This window comes from Streptomyces sp. NPDC052773, assembly GCF_044547145.1.
Taxonomy (GTDB): Bacteria; Actinomycetota; Actinomycetes; order Streptomycetales; family Streptomycetaceae; genus Streptomyces.
Genome location: NZ_JBITZX010000004.1, coordinates 437,085 through 454,899 on the forward strand (window position 1 = coordinate 437,085; position 17,815 = coordinate 454,899).

Consider the following 17,815-nt stretch of genomic DNA (forward strand, 5'->3'; position numbering starts at 1 on the left):
CGATCAACCGGGGTGCCCCCTCTCCTCCCTCCCGTACATCCGTACACCCCGAAATCCGTACGCCCCGATTTCCTGCGCGTCGATATATATCGGAAGCCGAGATATCCTGTCCGCATGGCATCGAGGAACATGACGCAGGCGGCGTTCTTCGTGCTGACGGCCCTGGCCGATCAGCCGCGGCACGGCTACGGAATCCTGCGCGAGGTCGAGGACCTGTCCGACGGCGCGGTCCAGCTGCGCGTCGGCACGCTCTACGGCGTACTGGACCGGCTCACCGCCGAGGGACTGATCGTGCTGGACCGCGAGGAGGTCCAGCAGGGCCGCCTGCGGCGCTACTACCGCCTCACCGACGAGGGCGTCAGCGCCCTGGAGGAGGAGGCGGACCGCCTGGCCGCGGGCGCCGGCGCGGCCAAGCGGCGGATCGCCGAGGGCCGCCGCGCCCCCGGTGCCCCCGGAACCGGCCTCCCGCCCGCCCCGGGCCCCGGACTCGCCGGAGGTCTGGCATGACGACCCTGCTCGAGGCGCGCTACCGCGCGGTCCTGCGCCTGCTGCCCGCGTACTACCGCGAGGCCCGCGAGGACGAGATGGTCGAGACCTACCTGTGGGACGTCGACCCCGACACCCAGGAGCAGAGCCGCCCCACCCTCGCCGAGGTCGCGAGCATCGCCGCGCTCGCCGTGCGCACCCGGCTCGGTGCCCCCGGCGCGCCCCGGGGCTACGCCCGGCTCGGCGCGGCCGTCCGCGTCTTCGCGCTCTACGCGGTGCTGCTCCAGGCGGCCTCCGCCGTCGTCGACTGGGCGCTCGCGCTCACCTGGGCGTCGAACCGCGCCGAGGGGGAAGGAGGGGCGCCGATCCTGTTCGGCTTCACCGGCCACGGTCCCGCGCAGGGCGCGCTGGCCGTGGCCCAGTGGACGCTTCCGCTGCTGTGGACCGTGGGGTACTTCGCCCTCGTCCACGACCGCCGGCGCCTGGCCCGCGCGGCGGTGCTGCCGGCCGCGCTGCCCACGCTCTGGCCCTTCCTCGGACCGCTGGTCGGCGAGTCCGTGCCCGCGGACCCCGGATACGCCGTCACCGCCGCGCTGTTCGCCTGGCTCCCCGCCCTCGCGCTGTGCGCGGCCCACCACCGCGACGCACCCACGGTCACCGTCCCCGGCGGCTCGCCCGGGCTCGTCTTCCTGGCGTCCTGCGTCGTCATGGGCGCCTCCATCGTGCTGGGCCCCGACGCCGCCGACGCCGCGTGGGCCCCGGCGACCTGCTTCGCCGTCGGCGCACTCGCCTGGCTCGTCCTGCGCGTCCGGCGAGGGCTGCCGGGCGACCCCGGCGAGGCCTTCGCGCTGGCCGCGCTGGGTCTGCTGCTGTGCGCGCTGCGCGGCGCCGCGGTGTACCCGTGGCTGGACGTCGCGCCCGCGGCGCTGATCGACGGCGCACTGGCCCAAGCGGCGGTCCTCGCCCTGCTCGTGACGGCGCTGGCCGTCGTCGGCGTCCGGGAGTCGGGCCGGACCGTGGGCGAGGACGCGGAGCGGGCGACGAAGGGCTGAGCGACGTCCGGGTGGCGGACCGAATGCACGAAGGGCCCGGTGGCCGGCCACCGGGCCCTTCGCCGGCGTACGGGACGACGCCGGTGGGTGGGTGCGCTTACGCGCCGCTCGCCTTGAGCATGTCCTCACGCTCGACGATCTTCACGCGCTCGCGGCCCTGCGGCTCGCCCAGTGCCTTCTCCGCGGCGTCCAGCTTGTACCAGCCCTCCCAGGTGGTGAAGCGGATGTTCCGCTCCGCCAGGAAGGCGTCGACGGCCTCGGGCGCGGGCGCCTGAGGCGTCTGGAGGCGGCCGTTGGTGAAGTCGTCCAGCAGGTTGGCGACGGTCTCGTTGGCGTCGCCCTTGGTGTGGCCGATGAGGCCCACCGGGCCGCGCCGGATCCAGCCGGTGACGTACACGGACTGGAGGTGGTTGCCGCCCTCCTCGATGACCCGGCCGCCCTCGTCCGGCACGGTGCCGGACTCGAGGTCCCAGGGCAGCTTCGGCAGCTTGTCGGAGAGGTAGCCGACGGCGCGGTAGACGGCGGTGACGTCCCAGTCGGTGAACTTGCCGGTGCCCTTGACGTTGCCGGTGCCGTCCAGCTCGGTGCGCTCGGTGCGCAGGCCCACGACCTTGCCGTCCTCGCCCAGGATCTCCACCGGCGACTCGAAGAAGTGCAGGAAGAGCTTGTGCGGGCGGTCGCCGACGTCGCGGATCGCCCAGTTCTCCAGCGTCTTGGCGACCATGTCGGCCTGCTTGTTGCCACGCCGGGTCTCGATGGAGCCCTCGTCGTAGTCGATGTCCTCGGGGTCGACGATGACCTCGATGTTGGGGGAGTGGTCCAGCTCGCGCAGCTCCATCGGGCTGAACTTGGCCTGCGCCGGGCCGCGGCGGCCGAACACGTGGACCTCGACGGCCTTGTTGGCCTTCAGGCCCTCGTAGACGTTCGGCGGGATCTCGGTCGGCAGCAGCTCGTCCGCAGTCTTGGCGAGGATGCGCGCGATGTCGAGGGCGACGTTGCCGACGCCGAGGACGGCGACCTTCTCCGCCTCCAGCGGCCAGGTGCGCGGCACGTCCGGGTGGCCGTCGTACCAGGAGACGAAGTCGGCGGCACCGTAGGAGCCGTCGAGGTCGATGCCGGGGATGGACAGGTCCCGGTCGGCCATCGCGCCGGTGGAGAAGATCACCGCGTCGTAGAACGAGCGCAGGTCGTCCAGGCTGATGTCGGTGCCGTAGTCGACGTTGCCGAAGAGGCGGATCTGCGGCTTGTCGAGCACCTGGTGGAGGGCGGTGATGATGCCCTTGATCCGGGGGTGGTCGGGGGCCACGCCGTAGCGGATCAGGCCGAACGGCGCCGGCATCCGCTCGAAGAGGTCGATGGACACGCCGGGTTCGGCGGCCACCTCGGACTTGAGCAGGGCGTCGGCGGCGTAGATACCGGCGGGGCCGGCACCGACGATGGCTACCCGCAGAGGGCGGGGCATGATCAGGTTCCCTTCGAGCGACGACAAGCGACTCGCGGGGAAGCCTAAGCTAAGGCATGCCTAAGTCGGTACGCGGGTCCGGTCTATGGGCTCATAAGGCGACCTTATGAGGATGATAAGCGAGCCTTCGGAGCCGCCTCGCCGGTCACCGGGGTTCCTCACGCGGCCGTCTGGCAGTCGGTGCAGACGCCGGTGAGTTCCACGGTGTGCTCCACCGCGGCGAATCCCGTGTCCGCCGTGACGCGTTCGGCCCACTCCTCCACGACCGCGCTGTCCAGCGGGCGGCTGAAACCGCAGTGACGGCAGATCAGATAGTGCCGGTGCCCGTCCCCGGGCCGGGGGCGGTAGAGCCGTTCGCCCGCCTTGTCGCGTACGACGTCGACGCCGCCGGTGGCCACGAAGTGCCGCAGGGCGCGGTACACGGTGGTCAGGCCGATGGACACCCCGCGCGCGGTCAGCCGGGCGTGCAACTCCTGGGCGGAGACGAACTCATGACAGTGCGTCAGGCCGTCGAGCACGGCCGCTCGCTGCCGTGTCGTACGGCCGCTCACGGCAGATCACCTCCAGTGGTGTGCGGCGCACCGCGGCGGTGCGTCAGGGCAACGGTACAACGGTAAATGGCAATGAAAGCCATGTCCATATGAATGTGCTGTCATGTGTCGTGTGCCGCAGCCTCTAGGCTGTACGCATGCCTGCTCGTGAGCCCGTGTCGCCCGACGCCGACGCGCATCTGCGCCCTCCGGACGGCGCGCGTCTGGCGGAGGCCACCGAGGTGTTCGCGATGCTCGCCGATCCCACCCGGCTGCATCTGCTGTGGCTGCTGGCGCAAGGGGAGTCGGACGTCGGCTCGCTGACCGAGCGCTGCGCGGCCTCGCGCACGGCGGTCAGCCAGCATCTGGCCAAGCTGCGGCTCGCCGGGCTGGTCGAGTCCCGCCGCGAGGGGCGGCACATCCACTACAGCCTGCGCGACGGCCACCTGCGCCGCCTCGTCATGGAAGCGCTCAGCCACGCCGACCACCGGGTCAGCGGGAAGGCACCGCACGACTGACCCGGGTGGGCGGTGAGTGGTGGGGCGGCGCCCGGACCCCGACGGTTCCCGCGTACGGGGTCCGGGCGGCCGGGCGGTCAGAGCCGGTCGAGGATGTCCCGCAACTGCTCGACCTCGGCGGACTGTCCCTCGACGATGTCGCCGGCCATCTTCCGGGCGTCGGCGTTCTCGCCGTTCTTCTGCTCGTCCCGGGCCATGGTGATCGCGCCGTTGTGGTGCTCGATCATCATCTCGGCGAACGCCTTGTCGAAGGCGGTGCCCTTCAGGTCCTCGAGCCGTTCCATGTCCGCGGCCGACATCATGCCGTCGCCGCCGTCATGGGCACTGCCGTGGCCGCCGTGACCCATGCCGGACCCGGACGCCGCGGCGGTCGGCTGCTTCCAGGTCTCCAGCCAGCCCTTCATGGTCCGGATCTCGGGGTCCTGCGCCTGCTCGATCTTCCCGGCGAGGTCCTTGATCCGCACGTCCGAGGCCCGGCCGTCGGCGAGCTTCGCCATCTCCAGGGCCTGCTCGTGGTGCGGGATCATCTGCTGGGCGAAGACGACGTCCGCGTCGTTGAAGCCGTCGCCGGCGCCCGCCTCGGCGCTCGCGGACGAGGAGCCGCTGTCGCCGCCGTGGTCCATGCCGCTCATGCCGTCACCGCCGCAGGCGGTGAGGAACAGAGCGCCGGCGGCGACGAGACCGGTGGCCGCGGCGATACGACGGACGACGGTGGTGCGGCGGACGACGGTGGTGCGGCGCAGGGTGCGCGTGAAGCCAGTCATGGTGGATTTCACCTTAGATGTCGGTTCTGTTGCTGTACGGGTGGCCGTTTCGGGCGTACGCGAAGGGGCGGGTCCGCGTGTGCGAGCCCGCGCGTGCGCGTCGGCCTACAGCCGCAGCACCGACAGTTGGGTGAGATCCGGTCCGCGAGGCGGAGGGTTCGGCCGCCGGACGACGGCGACCTGGGCGAGGAGTTCCGCCGACCACTCCAGGCGCCGCGCGAACGCCGCCCTGAGCAGCGCGGCGAGGGCCCACGCACCGACCAGGACCGCCACGCACAGCGAGGTCATGTCCATCGCCATGCCGGGCTCATGCGGGGCGGACGACGGATCGTCCGAGGGGGCGGGCATCCCGTGACCCGGCATCCAGTGATCCGGCACCCCGTGCCCGGACGTCTGCCCGGACAGCGGCACATGCGAGGGAGCGGCGACGCCGTGCGACGCGCTGCCGGAGTGTTCCTCCGGGTGCCCGAGCGTGTGCATCACGAAGACGCCGACGGCCAGTACGACGACGAGCAGCAGCTGCCCGAGGGCGCCTCCCGCCCGCACGCACCGGCTCACCCGCACGTCCGATCCCCTTCTCCACCGCTACGGCATATCCGGTCACGGTAGCGGATCGACGCCTTCCGGTCCGCGAAGGGGCGCTCGTCGCGGCCGGTCGGGCCTCAGTCGCGCCGGGCGTACAGGAACAGATGCGGTTCCGGCGCGGCCTCCGGGTGGGCGGGTGTGAACAGGGACTCCCCGGCGCGGAGCACCGTCAGGCCGGCGCCGGCCGCCAGGGCGGTGAAGCCGTCGGCGGCGAAGCTGGTGACCCGGACCGGCTGGCCCATGAACACGACGTCGACGCCCTCCACGTCCACGGGCACCGTCGCCAGCACCATGTGCCCGCCCGGCCGCAGCGCCCGCACCAGCCGCTCCAGCAGACCGGACTGCTCGTCGCGGGTCATCTGGAGGAGGGAGAAGTACACGCACACCGCGTCGTAGGAGTCCGGCGCGAGCGGCATCTCGCGGATGTCGGCGTGGCGGAACACGGCGTCCGGCACCCGCTTCCGCGCCAGCTCCACCATCACCGGCGAGACGTCCACGCCCAGGACCCGATGGCCCGCCCCGGCCAGCGTCTCGGCGGTCGGCCGGCCCGTCCCGCTGCCCACGTCCAGCACACTGCTGCCCGGCTCCAGCCGCTCCAGCAGCCAGTCGAGCGACGCCCGGTGCGCCGGCGACCGGGCGAACGCCTCCTCGTACGCCGAGCCGAGCGCGTCGAACACCGCCGCCGCGTCCGGCGCCGTGGTGTCCTGCGCCCCGGTGTGCTGCGCCGCGGTGTCCGGCCGGTGGTCCCCGTCGGTCACGATGCCTCCTCCGGCGTGGTCGTGGCGGGCATCGTCGCACCCGGGGAACCGGTGTGACAACGGGCGTTAGGGTTCCGCCGTGGCCACCTTGCTGATCGTCCATCACACGCCGTCGCCCAACTGCCAGGCGATCCTCGAAGCCGTCGTCGCCGGGGCGACGACACCGGAGATCGAGAACGTCCGCGTCGAGCGGCGCGCGGCGCTGTCCGCCACCGCGTCCGACGTGCTCGCCGCCGACGGCTACCTCCTGGGCACACCCGCGAACCTCGGCTACATGTCCGGCGCGCTCAAGCACTTCTTCGATCAGGTCTACTACCCGTGCCTGGACGAGACCCGCGGCCGGCCCTTCGGCTACTACGTCCACGGCGGGAGCGACGTCACCGGCGCCGTCCGCGGTATCGAGTCCATCACCACCGGCCTCGCCTGGCGCCGCGCGGCCGAGCCCCTGACGCTCACCGGCGAACCCGGCAAGGCCGACCTCGAGGCCTGCTGGGAGCTGGGCGCGACGGTCGCGGCGGGGCTGATGTCCCGGTGACCGGCGCCTCGCCCGTCGAATGTGGGCGAGGCCACGCCCGGGATACGAGACAGGGCATGTCCCTCCCCGTAGGGCCCGGGATACCGTTTTGTCCGGTCCCCTGTTCCCCAGCCCGGACGGCCAGCCAGTGCTCACAGAACTCAGTCCGCTCATCGCGGCGACCGCTCAGTGGCTGACGCGTGCCTACCCCGCCTCCGGTGGTGCGCTGGCCGCCGCCCTGTGCGAGGCACAGGCGCGGCAGGCGGTGACGGTCGCGGCCTGTCTGCGCTACCCGACGCGGACGGACGCGGCGCTGGTCGCGATGGCCGGCCCGGGCGGCTCGGCCCGCCTGGACTGGGTCACCGGCGCGGACGCGGCCGGCGGTGCGGACCCCGAGGACAGCGCGTGGCGGACCTGGGTCGACGAGGTCGTGGCCAGCTGGGCCGCGAGCCTGCTCACCGACCCGGAGCTGGCCCGGCAGGCGGTGACCGAGGTCACCCGGGGCCCGCGGCCCCTGGGCGCGCCCGCCGAGTTCCGCCGCCTGATCGAGCCCGGGGCGCGCGACCGCGACGCCGCGGCGCTGCTGCGCCACCCCGACCTGGTCGCCCCGGTGGCCGAACTGCATCTGGACCACCTCCTGGACCGCCTCGGCCCCGACCAGGCGCTCATCGCCTGAGACGACCGGCGCTCATCCCCGAGGTGGCGCGGCGCCTGTCGCCGAGGTGGCGCGGCATCCATCACCCGAGGTGGCGCACCCCTACCGCCTCACCCCCCGCCAGCCGTACCGCCGCTCCGGTCGCCCCGCCACGCCGTACCGCAGTGACACGTCCGCGCGGCCCGTCGTATGGAAGAACTCCAGATAACGGCGGGCGCTGACCCGGGACAGCCCGGTCACGGCGGCGCACTCGCCGGCGGAGAGGGTGCCGTCCGCGTCGCGCAACGCGCGTTCGACCAGCTCGGCGGTCTCCACGCTCATGCCCTTCGGCAGCGGCCCGGCGGCCGGCGCCGGCAGGGCCGCCCCGGCGAGGACCCGGTCCACGTCGGCCTGGCCGCGCACGACGGCGTTCTCCCGCCGGCCGCGCTGGGCGACGTACCGCTCCAGCCGTGCCCGCAGATCGGCGAAGTCGAACGGCTTGAGGAGATAGTCGACGACGCCGTGCCGCACGGCGCCGCGCACCGCGTCCGCCTCCCGGGCCGCGCTGATCACCATCACATCGCAGTCGTGCCCGGCGGAGCGCAGCCGGGGGATGAGGTCCAGGCCGAACACGTCGGGCAGATACAGATCGAGCAGCACGAGATCCGGGCGCAGCGCGTCCACGGCGTCGGCGGCCTCCCGGCCGTTGCCCGCCACACCCACGACCCGGAAGGGGGGTATGCGTTCCACATAGGCGCGATGCACCTTCGCCACCCTGAAGTCGTCGTCCACGACCAGGACGCCGATCATGTCCGTGTCCGTGTCCGTGTCTGTGTCCGTGTCCAAAGGCGCGAGAGTCGTACGGGACACCGCAGTGCTCATCGGTCCGCTCCTTCCGCCACCGCGTCGATGGGGTGGCTGACGGTCAGGCGTGCCGGGATCACCGCGTCGGCGCCGTGATCCCGCCGCCGTGACGTTCGCAGACCGGCAGGCCGGACGCCAGGGGTGCGACGCGCTCAGGGCGCCGCGACGAGCGGCGGCTCACCCCAGTCGGCGGCCAGCGCCCGCCGTACGGCGTCGACGCCGGCCCGGCCGATACGCTCGGCCAGCACCGACTCGACGACCGCGATCACCGCCTGGGCCCGCTCGTGGACCCGCTGCCCCTCGAGGGTGGTTCGGATCAGCCGGCGGCGGGCGGAGCCGGGGTCGGGGACCTGTTCCAGCAGCCCCATGTCGATCAGACCGTGCACCGCCTGATGGACCGTCTGGCGGGTGACGCCGATCCGGCGGGCCAGCTCGGAGACGGTCGTCCCCTCGGTGTCGAGCATCGCGAAGACGGAAGCCTGCGCGGTGGTCACCGGTTGTTCCCCGGCGGCCTCCATGCTGGCGAACAGGGCGTCCTCGAACCAGCGCCGGCCTTCGCCGAGCAGTTGGGGCAGATTGGCGGCGCGGTGACTCATGGCTCCTCGGGGCCTCGGCAGGACGGCGGACGAGGGGATTATCCCCTCGCCGACCGGCCGGTGCACCGGGAGACGAAGTCCACGGTCGCCTCGAAGCAGTCCTCGACCTCCTCCTCCGGCAGCCCCACCCACAGATGGTCGCCGCCCTCGACGGGCCGGAACTCGACCCGGCCGCCCGCCTTCCGCAACGCGTCGGCCAGCCGCTCGCCCTGGGCGAAGGGCACGATCGAGTCGGCCGTGCCGTGCTGCACCTGGAAGGGCGGCGCCCCGGCCGTCACCCGGCTCACCGGGCTGGCCGCGCGCGCCCGCTCCGGCGCGTCGGCGAGCGCCGCGCCGATCAGCAGCGCCTCGAAGGTCGAGGCGTCACCGGGGTCGTAGGCGCCGGGCGGATGGTCCTCGGCGAGCCGCGCCAGGTCGGACGGGGCGTACCAGACGGCACAGCCGCGCACGGTGGCCGTACCGGGCCCGGGGTCGGCGGTGAGCGCGGTCAGGGCCGCGAGATGACCGCCCGCCGACTCGCCCCACAGCACGGTCCGGCCGGTGTCCAGGCCGAGTTCGGCGGAGCGGCTGTGCAGCCAGGCCAGTGCGGTGCGCAGGTCGTCGAGCGGGGCGGGGTACGGGGCCTCGCCGCTGAGCCGGTAGTCCGGGCAGGCCACCGCGAACCCGGCCCGCACCAGGCGGGCGAACGGGCCGGGAGACCAGTGCCGGAACCGGGGCCCGACGTCGTCGCGCAGTCCGGTCCGCCAGGCACCGCCGTGCACGAAGACGACCACCGGCAGGGGACCGGACGGTTCCGCGGGCAGCCACAGGTCGGTTTCGAGCGGGCGGCAGCCCTCCGGTACGGCGTAGACGGTGCCGCGCAGCAGCCGCACGCCGGACTCGGGGCGGGCGGTGGGCGGCAGGGGGAGGCGGGCCGGGGCGGGCGGGGCGAGCAGGTCGAGGGGGAAAGGGTGCGCGGGTTCGGGCATGGGCGATGTCCTTGCCGGGGGTACGGAGGTACGGAGAACGGAGGTGCGGGGTACGCACGTTCAGGCCTCAGCGAGCGAGGCGCGGCAGCAGGGCGTGGGCGTTGGCGGTGGTCAGGGAGCGCCAGGTCGTGCCGTCGACGGGGGAGGGGCGGGTGTCGAAGGACGCGGCGTGCGCCTCGGCCGCGGGCGCCGGGGTCCAGCAGTAGTCGCTGCCGTACAGCAGCCGTTCGGGGGCGGCGAGTCGCAGCAGGGCGGGCACCTGGCGGGGGAACGCCGGGCCCGCGAGGTCGTAGTGGAGGCGGCGGAGCTGGGCGACGGCGTCCGGCGCCTCCTGGTCGCCCGGCATGAACAGCCGCATGAAGCCGTTGATCCGGTCGGCCAGCACCGGCAGCGCGCCGCCGCAGTGCGGCACGATCACCTTCAGGTCCGGGCAGCGGTTCAGCGTGCCCGCGAAGAGCAGGTCGGTGACGGTGCGCGCGGTGTCGAAGACGAACTCCACCATGGGGCGCGGCCGGCCCAGCGCGGACCGCTCCCAGCACACCGGCGAGGTGGGGTGCAGGAAGACGACGGCGGCACGCCGGTCCAGCTCGGCGAAGACCGGCTCCAGCCGCGGGTCGCCGAGATAGACGCCGTGGGTGTTCGTCTCCAGCACCACTCCGTCCGCACCCAGCACGTCGAAGGCGTACGCGATCTCCGCGAGCGCCCCCTCGACGTCCGGCACCGGCAGCGAGGCGAACAGGCCGAACCGGCCGGGGTGTTCGGCGACGATCCGGGCACCGTCCTCGTTCACCTCCCGGGCGAGGGCGCGCGCGGCGTCCGCGTCGCCGAAGTACACGCCCGGCGAGGAGACCGACAGGATCGCCGTCTCGATGCCGGCGCGGTCCATCAGCTCCAGATGGGTCCGCGCCGACCAGGTGGGCCAGGCGGGCACCCCGTCGGGGAGTTCGTGGCCGGCGGCGCGGGCCTGCCGGACGTAGGAGTCGGTGACGAAGTGGGCGTGGACGTCGATGAGACCGGGAGCGATCACGGTCGGTCCTTCCGGGAGGCGGGACCCTCGTCCCGTACGGCGGGGACACGGCGCCGCCACCGGGCGCGCACGGCGTGGGCCGCACGCTCGCGGACGACGATGCCGAACAGCCCGGTCAGACCGAGCAGCGGCGGGGCGGGGGAGACGATGTCCAGCGCCCAGTAGACGGCGCCCATCAGCAGCCCCGCGGCGAAGGAGACGGCCGCCGCGCGCAGGAAGGCGACGGCTCGGGGCGAACGGGCCGTACCGGGCGAGCCGTTCACAGCACCGCCTCCAGCACCGACTGCCCCACTACCATCCCCAGCAGCCCGAACAGGGCGACCGGGGGAGGGGCGGGCGAGGCCACGCGCAGCGCCCCGTAGAGGACGCCGACCAGCCCGCCCGCCAGCAGGACCTGGACATGGGTCACGGCTGTCCGCTCCCGGTGCGCCACTGGTGGCCGGGCAGGAACCGCACGTCGTACTGGTCGGGCACGGTGGCGAACTTCTCCGGCGCGGGCACGTACGGCCGTACGGGCAGCCCGAGTTCGTCGCTCGGTGTGCCCAGGGTCTCGAAGAACCGCTCGAAGGTGCCGCCCGGCCCGGCGGCCACGCCGACCACCACCGAGTGGTGGCGCTCCATGCGGTAGGCGTGCGGGCAGTTCTTCGGTACGAAGCCGAAGTCGCCCGGGGTGAGCAGGCGTTCGTGCTGCTCGCCGTCCAGGTCCTCGACGAACAGCCGCACCGCGCCCTGGGCGATGTAGAAGACCTCGTGGGTTTCGGGGTGCGAGTGCGCCGGGATGAGGTCGCCCTTCGGCCCTTCCACGGTGAAGAAGTTGAAGGTGTTCTCCGTCTGCTCGCCGCCCGCGTAGATCGTGACGAGGTCGCCGAAGAGATGCGCCCGGTCGCCCAGGCCCTTCTCGATGAAGTACGGCTTTCCGGGCTCCGGGGGGATGAGGGAGCGGGACCGGTACCGCGTGGCGTACTCGATGGTCATGGGAAACCTCCGGCTGCGGATGATGAATGTCAGGTTACCTGACATAGAGGTGCGGCCGAAGGGGGAGGGGGGTGGGGCGCAGCCGGAGGCGGGACGTGAGACGGAGGCGGGGCGGGGCGGGGCGTGGGGTGGCGAGTGGGCGTCAGGCGTCGCCGAAGGCGCCCGAGTCCCCGAACGCGAGTCGGGCGAAGCGCTCGCCCATGCGCCGGTGGGTGGCGGCGTCCGGGTGCAGCCCGTCGGGCAGCGGCAGTTCGGCGGCGTCGGACTCGCCGTAGAGGGCGCGGCCGTCGAGGTGGTGGAGGTGGGGGTCCTCGGCGGCGCGCTGTTCGACGACTCGGGCGAGTTCGTCGCGGATGACGCCCAGGGTGAGCTTGCCCGCGGCGCGCTCGGCGGGGTCGCCGGCCGCCCGGAACCGCAGCCGGCCGGTGGCGAGGGAGGAGAGGTCGGGGGCGCTGGGGCCCGGTGTGTCCTCGTGGATGGGGCACAGGATGGGGGAGATCACCAGCAGCGGCGTGGTCGGGTGGCCGTCGCGAATGGTGTCGAGGAAGCCGTGGACGGCGGGCGTGAAGGCCCGCAGCCGCATCAGGTCGGCGTTCACCAGATTGATGCCGATCTTGAGGCTGATCAGGTCGGCGGGGGTGTCCCGGACGGTCCGGGCGGTGAACGGGTCGAGCAGGGCGCTGCCGCCCAGGCCCAGGTTGATCAGCTCGACCCCGCCGAGGGAGGCGGCGAGTGCGGGCCAGGTGGTGGTGGGGCTCGCGGCGTCGGAGCCGTGGCTGATGGAGCTGCCGTGGTGCAGCCACACGCGGCGGCCCGGGTCCCCGGGCACGGCTTCGATCGGGGCGTCGGTGCGCAGGGCGACCAGCTCGGTGGTCTCGTTGTGCGGCAGCCAGATCTCGACGACCTTCAGCCGGTCGGGCAGCCCGTCGAACCGGACGGTGCCGGCCGGTCCGGGACGGGACTCGAAGGACCCGGTGGCCATGTCGATGGTCAGGGTGTCGCCGCCTGCCACGGTGGCCTGACCGGTCGGTGCGCCGTCCACGAGCAGGTCGTAGACGCCGTCCGGGCGCGGCGGGGCGCCCACGTAGACCCGCTTGGTGGGCACGGTGTCCAGCTCCACGGCGGTGGCGCGGGTGCGGAAGACCAGCCGTACGCCGGACGGCTGGGACTCGGCCATCGCGAGCTGCGGGTCGGCGCACTGCGCGCGGGCCCGCGCGGGCAGCCGGTGCGGCAGCACACCGCGCGCGGTGCGCTCCAGGTCGAGGGCGCCGCGCAGGAGGTTCGCGGTGACGTCCTCGGTGAGAGGGGTGGTGATCCAGTGGGTGCTCATCGGTTCCGCCGGTAGGTGGGGGCAGGAGAGTGGGGTGGGGGAGAGGGGGTTGGGGGTCAGCGCGCGGGCCAGTTGCGCAGGAGGGCGTCCAGGGCGTCGAGGATGCGCGACCAGGTCTCCTCGGAGTCCGGTTCGCTGTGGCTGAAACCGCCGCTCAGCTCCAGGCTGACGTAGCCGTGGAACACGCTGCCCAGCATCCGGACCGCGTGGGTCTGGTCCGGTTCGCTCAGGTCGTAGCCGCGCAGGATCGCCCGGGTCATCTGCGCGTGCCGTACGCCGGCACTGGCCGCGGCGGTCTCGGGGGCGAGTCGCAGGCGGGCCGCGGCATAGCGGCCGGGGTGCTCGCGGGCGTAGTCGCGGTAGACGTTCGCGAACGCGGTCAGCGCGTCTTTGCCGGCCCGTCCGGCGAGTGCGTCGGCGGCCCGGTCGGCGAGTTCCTCCAGTGCGAGCAGGGCGATCCCGGTCTTGAGGTCCTGTGAGTTCCTCAGGTGCGAGTACAGGCTCGCGACCTTCACGTCGAACCGCCGGGCCAGTGCCGAGACGGTCACCTGCTCGAACCCGACCTCGTCGGCCAGTTCGGCGCCCGCCTGGATCAGCCGCTCCGGGGTCAGTCCCATGCGTGCCATAAGGATCATCCCTTCTACCTGAAGGGACTATACATTTGCCTAAAGCTTTTAGGAAAATGACCTAGGGAGCCTTCACTGTGCACGCCGGGCGGGGCGTGCACCCTGACCACAACGACCACAACCATCGTTGTGTCCACAAGCGCGACAGCCCGCCCACCCGCGGGCACCATGTGGGCCACCTTCCTCCCCGACGCAACCGACAGGTGGTGGCCCCGTGCGCCTGCGCACCCCCCTCGCCCTGCTCGGCGCCGCCGTGCTCGTGTTCCTGGGACCGCCGCTGCTGACCACCGGCGGCGGCGCCGAGACCGGCACGCGGATCCCGGGCCTGCGCTTCATGGTCCCCAACACCCCCGGCGGCGGCTACGACATCACCGCCCGCACCGCCGCCCGCAACGCCGAGGACGCCGGGCTCACCCCGAACATCGAGGTGTTCAACCTCCCCGGCGCCGGCGGCACCGTCGGCCTCACCCGGCTGGTGAGCGAGCACGGCAACGGCAAGCTGGCGATGTCCATGGGCCTCGGCGTCGTCGGCGCCGTCCGCTCCAACCACGCGCCCACGACCCTCGCCGACACCACCCCGATCGCCCGCCTCACCGAGGAACAGGACGTCGTCGTGGTCGCGAAGGACTCGCCGTACCGGACCGTCGACGAACTGATCGACGCCTGGAAGGAGCACCCCGGCAAGCTGCCCGTGGGCGGCGGTTCGGCCCCCGGCGGCCCCGACCATCTGGCGCCGATGCTGATGGCCCGGGCCGCCGGGATCTCCCCGAAGGACGTCAACTACATCCCCTTCGACGGCGGCGGCGAACTCCTCGCCTCGATCCTCGGCAACAAGGTCGCCTTCGGCGTCTCCGGCGTCGGCGAGTACCTCGACCAGATCAGGTCCGGGGAGCTGCGCCTGCTCGCCGTCACCGGACCCGAGCGCGTCGACGGCCTGGACGCGCCCACCCTCCAGGAGGCGGGCTACGACGTGAACTTCACCAACTGGCGAGGCATCGTCGCCCCGCCCGGCCTCACCGACGCCGAACGCGACAAGCTCATCCGCCTCGCCGAGGCGCTGCACGACTCGCCCGAGTGGCGGAAGTCGCTGCGGGAGAACGGCTGGGACGACGCGTTCCTCACCGGCGACCGGTTCGGTGCCTTCCTCGACGCCCAGGACAGGCGCGTGGTCTCCGTACTGAAGGAGCTGGGACTGTGACGACACCCGTGACCTCCGAGGCCCCGGTCCGCCGCTCCCGGCCGCGCGACCACTCCGAACTCGGCGTCTGCGTCCTGCTGCTGGCCCTCGGCGTGCTCGTCCTCACCGACGCGCTCACCATGGACGTCGACATCGCCCAGCGCGGCCCCGTCGGCCCGAGGACCGTGCCCCTCGCCGTCGGCGCGGGCCTGCTGCTGACCGCCGCGCTGCTCGCCGTCGACGTGCTGCGCGGCGGGCGCGGCCAGGCCGGGACCGGTGAGGACATCGACCTGTCCGAGCCCGCCGACGGGCGCACCGTCCTGCTGCTCGCCGGTGTCTTCCTCGGCGCCGCCGTCCTCATCGAACCCCTCGGCTTCCCCGCAGCGGGCGCCCTGCTCTTCTGGGGCGCCGCCTTCGCCCTCGGCAGCCGCCGCACCGACCGCGACCCGCTGATCGCGGCCGTCCTCTCCCTCGTCACCTACGCCGTCTTCGACCACCTGCTCGGAGTGCCGCTGCCCGGCGGCCCGTTGATGGGAGCGCTGTGACATGAACGCCCTCGACTCCCTCCTGGACGGCTTCGGCACCGCCCTCACCCCGCTCAACCTGCTCTGGGCCGCCCTCGGCGTCCTCCTCGGCACCGCGATCGGCGTCCTGCCCGGCATCGGCCCCGCCATGGCGGTCGCGCTGCTGCTGCCGGTGACGTACGGACTCGACCCGGTCGGCGCGTTCATCATGTTCGCGGGCATCTACTACGGGGCCATGTTCGGCGGCTCCACCACCTCCATCCTGCTCAACACCCCCGGCGAGAGCGCCGCCGTGGTCGCCGCCATCGAGGGCAACCCGATGGCGAAGTCCGGGCGCGGCGCACAGGCGCTGGCCGCCGCCGCCATCGGCCACTTCGCCGGCGGCATGGTCGGCACGCTGCTGCTGGTCGCGCTCGCCCCGACCGTCGCCGACCTCGCCGTCGGCATCGGCGCGCCCGACTACTTCGCCCTCATGGTGCTGGCGTTCATCGCGGTCACCTCGGTGCTGGGCGCCTCCCGGATCCGCGGCCTCGCCTCGCTGCTCATCGGCCTCACCCTCGGCCTCGTCGGCCTCGACCAGATGACCGGCCGGCAGCGGCTCACCTTCGGCTCGCTCCAACTCGCCGACGGCATCGACGTGGTGATCGTCGCCGTCGGCCTGTTCGCCATCGGCGAGGCCCTGTGGGTGGCGGCCCACCTGCGGCGCACTCCCGGCGAGCCGATCCCGGTGGGCCGCCCGTGGCTGGGCCGCGCCGATGTGCGGCGCACCTGGAAGTCCTGGCTGCGCGGCCCGTTCATCGGCTTCCCGTTCGGCGCCATCCCGGCGGGCGGCGCGGAGATCCCCACCTTCCTGTCGTACGTCACGGAGAAACGCCTGTCGAAGCACCGGGACGAGTGGGGCAAGGGCGCCATCGAGGGCGTGGCCGGACCCGAGTCGGCGGCCTCCGCCTCGGCGGCGGGCACCCTCGTCTCCATGCTGACCCTCGGCCTGCCGACCACCGCCGTCGCCGCGGTCATGCTGGCCGCGTTCCAGCAGTACGGCATCCAGCCCGGACCGCTGCTCTTCGAACGCGAACCCGACCTCGTGTGGGGCCTGATCGCGTCCCTCTTCGTCGGCATGGTCCTGCTGCTCGCCCTCAACCTGCCGCTGGCCCCGCTGTGGGCCAGGCTCCTGCGCATCCCCCGCCCCTACCTCTACGCGGGCATCCTGTTCTTCGCGGCGGTCGGTGCCTACGCGGTCGGCGGGGAGGTCGTCGACCTCGTCATCCTGCTGGTCATCGGCCTCATCGGTTTCGGCATGCGCCGCTACGGCCTGCCCGTGCTGCCCGCCGTCATCGGCGTCATCCTCGGCCCGAACGCCGAGCAGCAGCTGCGCCGCGCCCTCCAGATCAGCGACGGCAGCGTCACCGGGCTGGTCGGCACGCCGTTCGCGGTGACGGTGTACGCGGTGATCGCGGTGCTGCTGGCGTGGCCGCTGCTGCGCGGGCTGACGCGCGGGCGGCGCACGGAGGGGTGACCGTCGTCAGGCCACGCGCCGCACTTCCTGGCTGGTCAGCTCATATCGGGCGCCGACGATTGCCAGCCGCCCGTCCGCCACCCGCTCGGCGAGATCCGGTTCCGCGGCGAGCCGGGACCGGACGAGCCGGACGTTGGCGTCGATCGTCGCGTCCACGCGGGCGTCGCCCTCCGTGGCGCGGTCGATGGCCGGGGCTATCCGGTCGGCCAGGTACTGGATGTGCGCGGGCAGCCGCCCACCGGTCGCGTCGGCCTCCACGGCGGCCCGCACAGCCCCGCAGGACTGGTGCCCCAGCACCATCACCAGCGGTATCCCCAGCTCCAGCACCCCGTAGGCGATGCTGCCGAGCACCGCCTCGTCCAGCACCTCCCCGGCGCTGCGCACGGTGAGCAGATCGCCGAGCCCCTGGTCGAAGATCAGCTCCGGCGGCACCCGCGAGTCGACACAGCCCAGCACGATCGCGAACGGATGCTGGCCCGAGGTCAGGCTCTGCCGCACGGCCAAGGACTCGTCCGGGTGCCGCTCCCGGCAGGTACGCCAGCGCAGGTTCCCGGCGGCCAGTGCCCGCAGCGCCTCCCGCGCGGTGGTGGGCCGCGGGCGGGAGGCGGGCGGTGTCGAGGCGGGCGGGGCCGCGGCGGGTGGGGCCGCTGCGGCGGGGGAGACGTCCAGGGCGAGTCCGGCGCCGGCCACGGCGGCTCCGGTCACGGCGGCGCGCAGCAGCGAGCGGCGCGCGGGAGCCGCGTCGGCGGCTCGGCGAGTGGTGTCGGCGGCTCGGCGAAGGGTGTCATCGAGGGTCACGGCGACGAACGTAGGTCCGAAAACCGGGTCGTTCGCCGGGCGCCGCCGAATCATGACCCGCTCATGACCCGACATGGCCGAGCGCTGGCCGGCCGTTGAGCCGCCCTTGGC

The 17,815-nt window shown here is 73.3% G+C and carries 23 protein-coding genes; 8 read left to right on the forward strand and 15 right to left on the reverse strand.

From position 1 onward, the window contains the following. Positions 1-129: 129 nt before the first annotated feature. Positions 130-507 (forward strand): PadR family transcriptional regulator, encoded by a 378-nt coding sequence (locus tag ACIG0D_RS12390; protein ID WP_399799292.1) that lies wholly within the window; start codon positions 130-132, stop codon positions 505-507. Beyond that, entirely contained in the window at positions 504-1,538 is a 1,035-nt protein-coding gene (locus ACIG0D_RS12395; protein WP_399799051.1) for a hypothetical protein, read from the forward strand. The genes ACIG0D_RS12390 and ACIG0D_RS12395 overlap by 4 nt, the downstream gene beginning before the upstream one ends. Positions 1,539-1,635: 97 nt before the next feature. Here the strand turns inward: ACIG0D_RS12395 and ACIG0D_RS12400 are convergent, their stop codons facing one another. Together ACIG0D_RS12400 and ACIG0D_RS12405 are read right to left on the reverse strand one after the other, a co-directional pair. Next, entirely contained in the window at positions 1,636-3,000 is a 1,365-nt protein-coding gene (locus ACIG0D_RS12400) for an FAD-dependent oxidoreductase (protein ID WP_399799053.1), read from the reverse strand. A gap of 158 nt (positions 3,001-3,158) precedes the next feature. Then, positions 3,159-3,551, reverse strand: a complete 393-nt coding sequence (locus ACIG0D_RS12405) for a Fur family transcriptional regulator (RefSeq protein ID WP_399799057.1) — start codon at positions 3,549-3,551, stop codon at positions 3,159-3,161. A gap of 137 nt (positions 3,552-3,688) precedes the next feature. Between ACIG0D_RS12405 and ACIG0D_RS12410 the strand changes: the two genes are divergently transcribed. Further along, a complete protein-coding gene (locus tag ACIG0D_RS12410) occupies positions 3,689-4,048 on the forward strand; it encodes an ArsR/SmtB family transcription factor (RefSeq protein ID WP_399799060.1) in 360 nt (119 codons plus the stop codon). A gap of 77 nt (positions 4,049-4,125) precedes the next feature. On the opposite strand, the gene ACIG0D_RS12415 is transcribed toward ACIG0D_RS12410, so the two are convergent. The 3 genes from ACIG0D_RS12415 to ACIG0D_RS12425 all read right to left on the reverse strand — a co-directional run bounded on the left by ACIG0D_RS12415 (position 4,126) and on the right by ACIG0D_RS12425 (position 6,155). After that, positions 4,126-4,812, reverse strand: a complete 687-nt coding sequence (locus ACIG0D_RS12415) for a DUF305 domain-containing protein (RefSeq protein ID WP_399799063.1) — start codon at positions 4,810-4,812, stop codon at positions 4,126-4,128. A gap of 105 nt (positions 4,813-4,917) precedes the next feature. Beyond that, positions 4,918-5,376 (reverse strand): DUF6153 family protein, encoded by a 459-nt coding sequence (locus tag ACIG0D_RS12420; RefSeq protein ID WP_399799065.1) that lies wholly within the window; start codon positions 5,374-5,376, stop codon positions 4,918-4,920. Between the two features lie 98 nt (positions 5,377-5,474). Then, positions 5,475-6,155, reverse strand: coding sequence for a class I SAM-dependent methyltransferase (locus ACIG0D_RS12425; RefSeq protein ID WP_399799068.1), 681 nt, complete (start codon positions 6,153-6,155; stop codon positions 5,475-5,477). 79 nt (positions 6,156-6,234) lie between these two features. On the opposite strand from ACIG0D_RS12425, the gene ACIG0D_RS12430 reads away from it, so the two are divergent. Next, the gene (locus ACIG0D_RS12430) at positions 6,235-6,690 is read left to right on the forward strand and encodes an NAD(P)H-dependent oxidoreductase (RefSeq protein ID WP_365768405.1); all 456 of its coding nucleotides are present in this window, start codon (positions 6,235-6,237) and stop codon (positions 6,688-6,690) included. Positions 6,691-6,817: 127 nt separating this feature from the next. Beyond that, positions 6,818-7,345 (forward strand): hypothetical protein, encoded by a 528-nt coding sequence (locus tag ACIG0D_RS12435; protein ID WP_399799070.1) that lies wholly within the window; start codon positions 6,818-6,820, stop codon positions 7,343-7,345. A gap of 81 nt (positions 7,346-7,426) precedes the next feature. On the opposite strand, the gene ACIG0D_RS12440 is transcribed toward ACIG0D_RS12435, so the two are convergent. The 9 genes from ACIG0D_RS12440 to ACIG0D_RS12480 form a co-directional block, all read right to left on the reverse strand. Continuing rightward, entirely contained in the window at positions 7,427-8,113 is a 687-nt protein-coding gene (locus tag ACIG0D_RS12440) for a response regulator (RefSeq protein ID WP_399799295.1), read from the reverse strand. A 206-nt stretch (positions 8,114-8,319) separates the two neighbouring features. After that, a complete protein-coding gene (locus tag ACIG0D_RS12445) occupies positions 8,320-8,763 on the reverse strand; it encodes a MarR family winged helix-turn-helix transcriptional regulator (RefSeq protein ID WP_399799072.1) in 444 nt (147 codons plus the stop codon). A gap of 38 nt (positions 8,764-8,801) precedes the next feature. Next, a complete protein-coding gene (locus ACIG0D_RS12450; protein ID WP_399799074.1) occupies positions 8,802-9,731 on the reverse strand; it encodes an alpha/beta hydrolase fold domain-containing protein in 930 nt (309 codons plus the stop codon). A 67-nt stretch (positions 9,732-9,798) separates the two neighbouring features. Beyond that, complete coding sequence (locus tag ACIG0D_RS12455; protein ID WP_399799297.1) at positions 9,799-10,755, reverse strand: amidohydrolase family protein; 957 nt, start codon at positions 10,753-10,755, stop codon at positions 9,799-9,801. After that, positions 10,755-11,021: a DUF1427 family protein gene (locus tag ACIG0D_RS12460; RefSeq protein WP_399799076.1), complete on the reverse strand. Its 267-nt coding sequence runs from the start codon at positions 11,019-11,021 to the stop codon at positions 10,755-10,757. The genes ACIG0D_RS12455 and ACIG0D_RS12460 overlap by 1 nt, the downstream gene beginning before the upstream one ends. Beyond that, entirely contained in the window at positions 11,018-11,167 is a 150-nt protein-coding gene (locus ACIG0D_RS12465) for a DUF1427 family protein (protein WP_399799078.1), read from the reverse strand. The genes ACIG0D_RS12460 and ACIG0D_RS12465 overlap by 4 nt, the downstream gene beginning before the upstream one ends. Then, a complete protein-coding gene (locus ACIG0D_RS12470; RefSeq protein WP_399799080.1) occupies positions 11,164-11,733 on the reverse strand; it encodes a quercetin 2,3-dioxygenase in 570 nt (189 codons plus the stop codon). The genes ACIG0D_RS12465 and ACIG0D_RS12470 overlap by 4 nt, the downstream gene beginning before the upstream one ends. A gap of 142 nt (positions 11,734-11,875) precedes the next feature. Further along, entirely contained in the window at positions 11,876-13,063 is a 1,188-nt protein-coding gene (locus ACIG0D_RS12475) for a GDSL-type esterase/lipase family protein (RefSeq protein WP_399799082.1), read from the reverse strand. A 56-nt stretch (positions 13,064-13,119) separates the two neighbouring features. Continuing rightward, complete coding sequence (locus tag ACIG0D_RS12480; RefSeq protein ID WP_399799085.1) at positions 13,120-13,689, reverse strand: TetR/AcrR family transcriptional regulator; 570 nt, start codon at positions 13,687-13,689, stop codon at positions 13,120-13,122. A 214-nt stretch (positions 13,690-13,903) separates the two neighbouring features. Here ACIG0D_RS12480 and ACIG0D_RS12485 point away from each other — a divergent pair, with 214 nt between their 5' ends. From ACIG0D_RS12485 to ACIG0D_RS12495, 3 genes are read left to right on the forward strand one after another with little or no spacing between them, the layout of a single operon-like run. Next, the gene (locus ACIG0D_RS12485) at positions 13,904-14,887 is read left to right on the forward strand and encodes a Bug family tripartite tricarboxylate transporter substrate binding protein (RefSeq protein ID WP_399799088.1); all 984 of its coding nucleotides are present in this window, start codon (positions 13,904-13,906) and stop codon (positions 14,885-14,887) included. Beyond that, a complete protein-coding gene (locus ACIG0D_RS12490) occupies positions 14,884-15,411 on the forward strand; it encodes a tripartite tricarboxylate transporter TctB family protein (RefSeq protein ID WP_399799090.1) in 528 nt (175 codons plus the stop codon). The genes ACIG0D_RS12485 and ACIG0D_RS12490 overlap by 4 nt, the downstream gene beginning before the upstream one ends. Position 15,412: 1 nt before the next feature. After that, complete coding sequence (locus ACIG0D_RS12495) at positions 15,413-16,906, forward strand: tripartite tricarboxylate transporter permease (RefSeq protein ID WP_399799094.1); 1,494 nt, start codon at positions 15,413-15,415, stop codon at positions 16,904-16,906. A 6-nt stretch (positions 16,907-16,912) separates the two neighbouring features. On the opposite strand, the gene ACIG0D_RS12500 is transcribed toward ACIG0D_RS12495, so the two are convergent. Further along, positions 16,913-17,704 carry a carbonic anhydrase gene (locus ACIG0D_RS12500; RefSeq protein ID WP_399799097.1) on the reverse strand — a complete coding sequence of 264 codons (792 nt, stop codon included), beginning with the start codon at positions 17,702-17,704 and terminating at the stop codon, positions 16,913-16,915. Positions 17,705-17,815 lie beyond the last annotated feature (111 nt).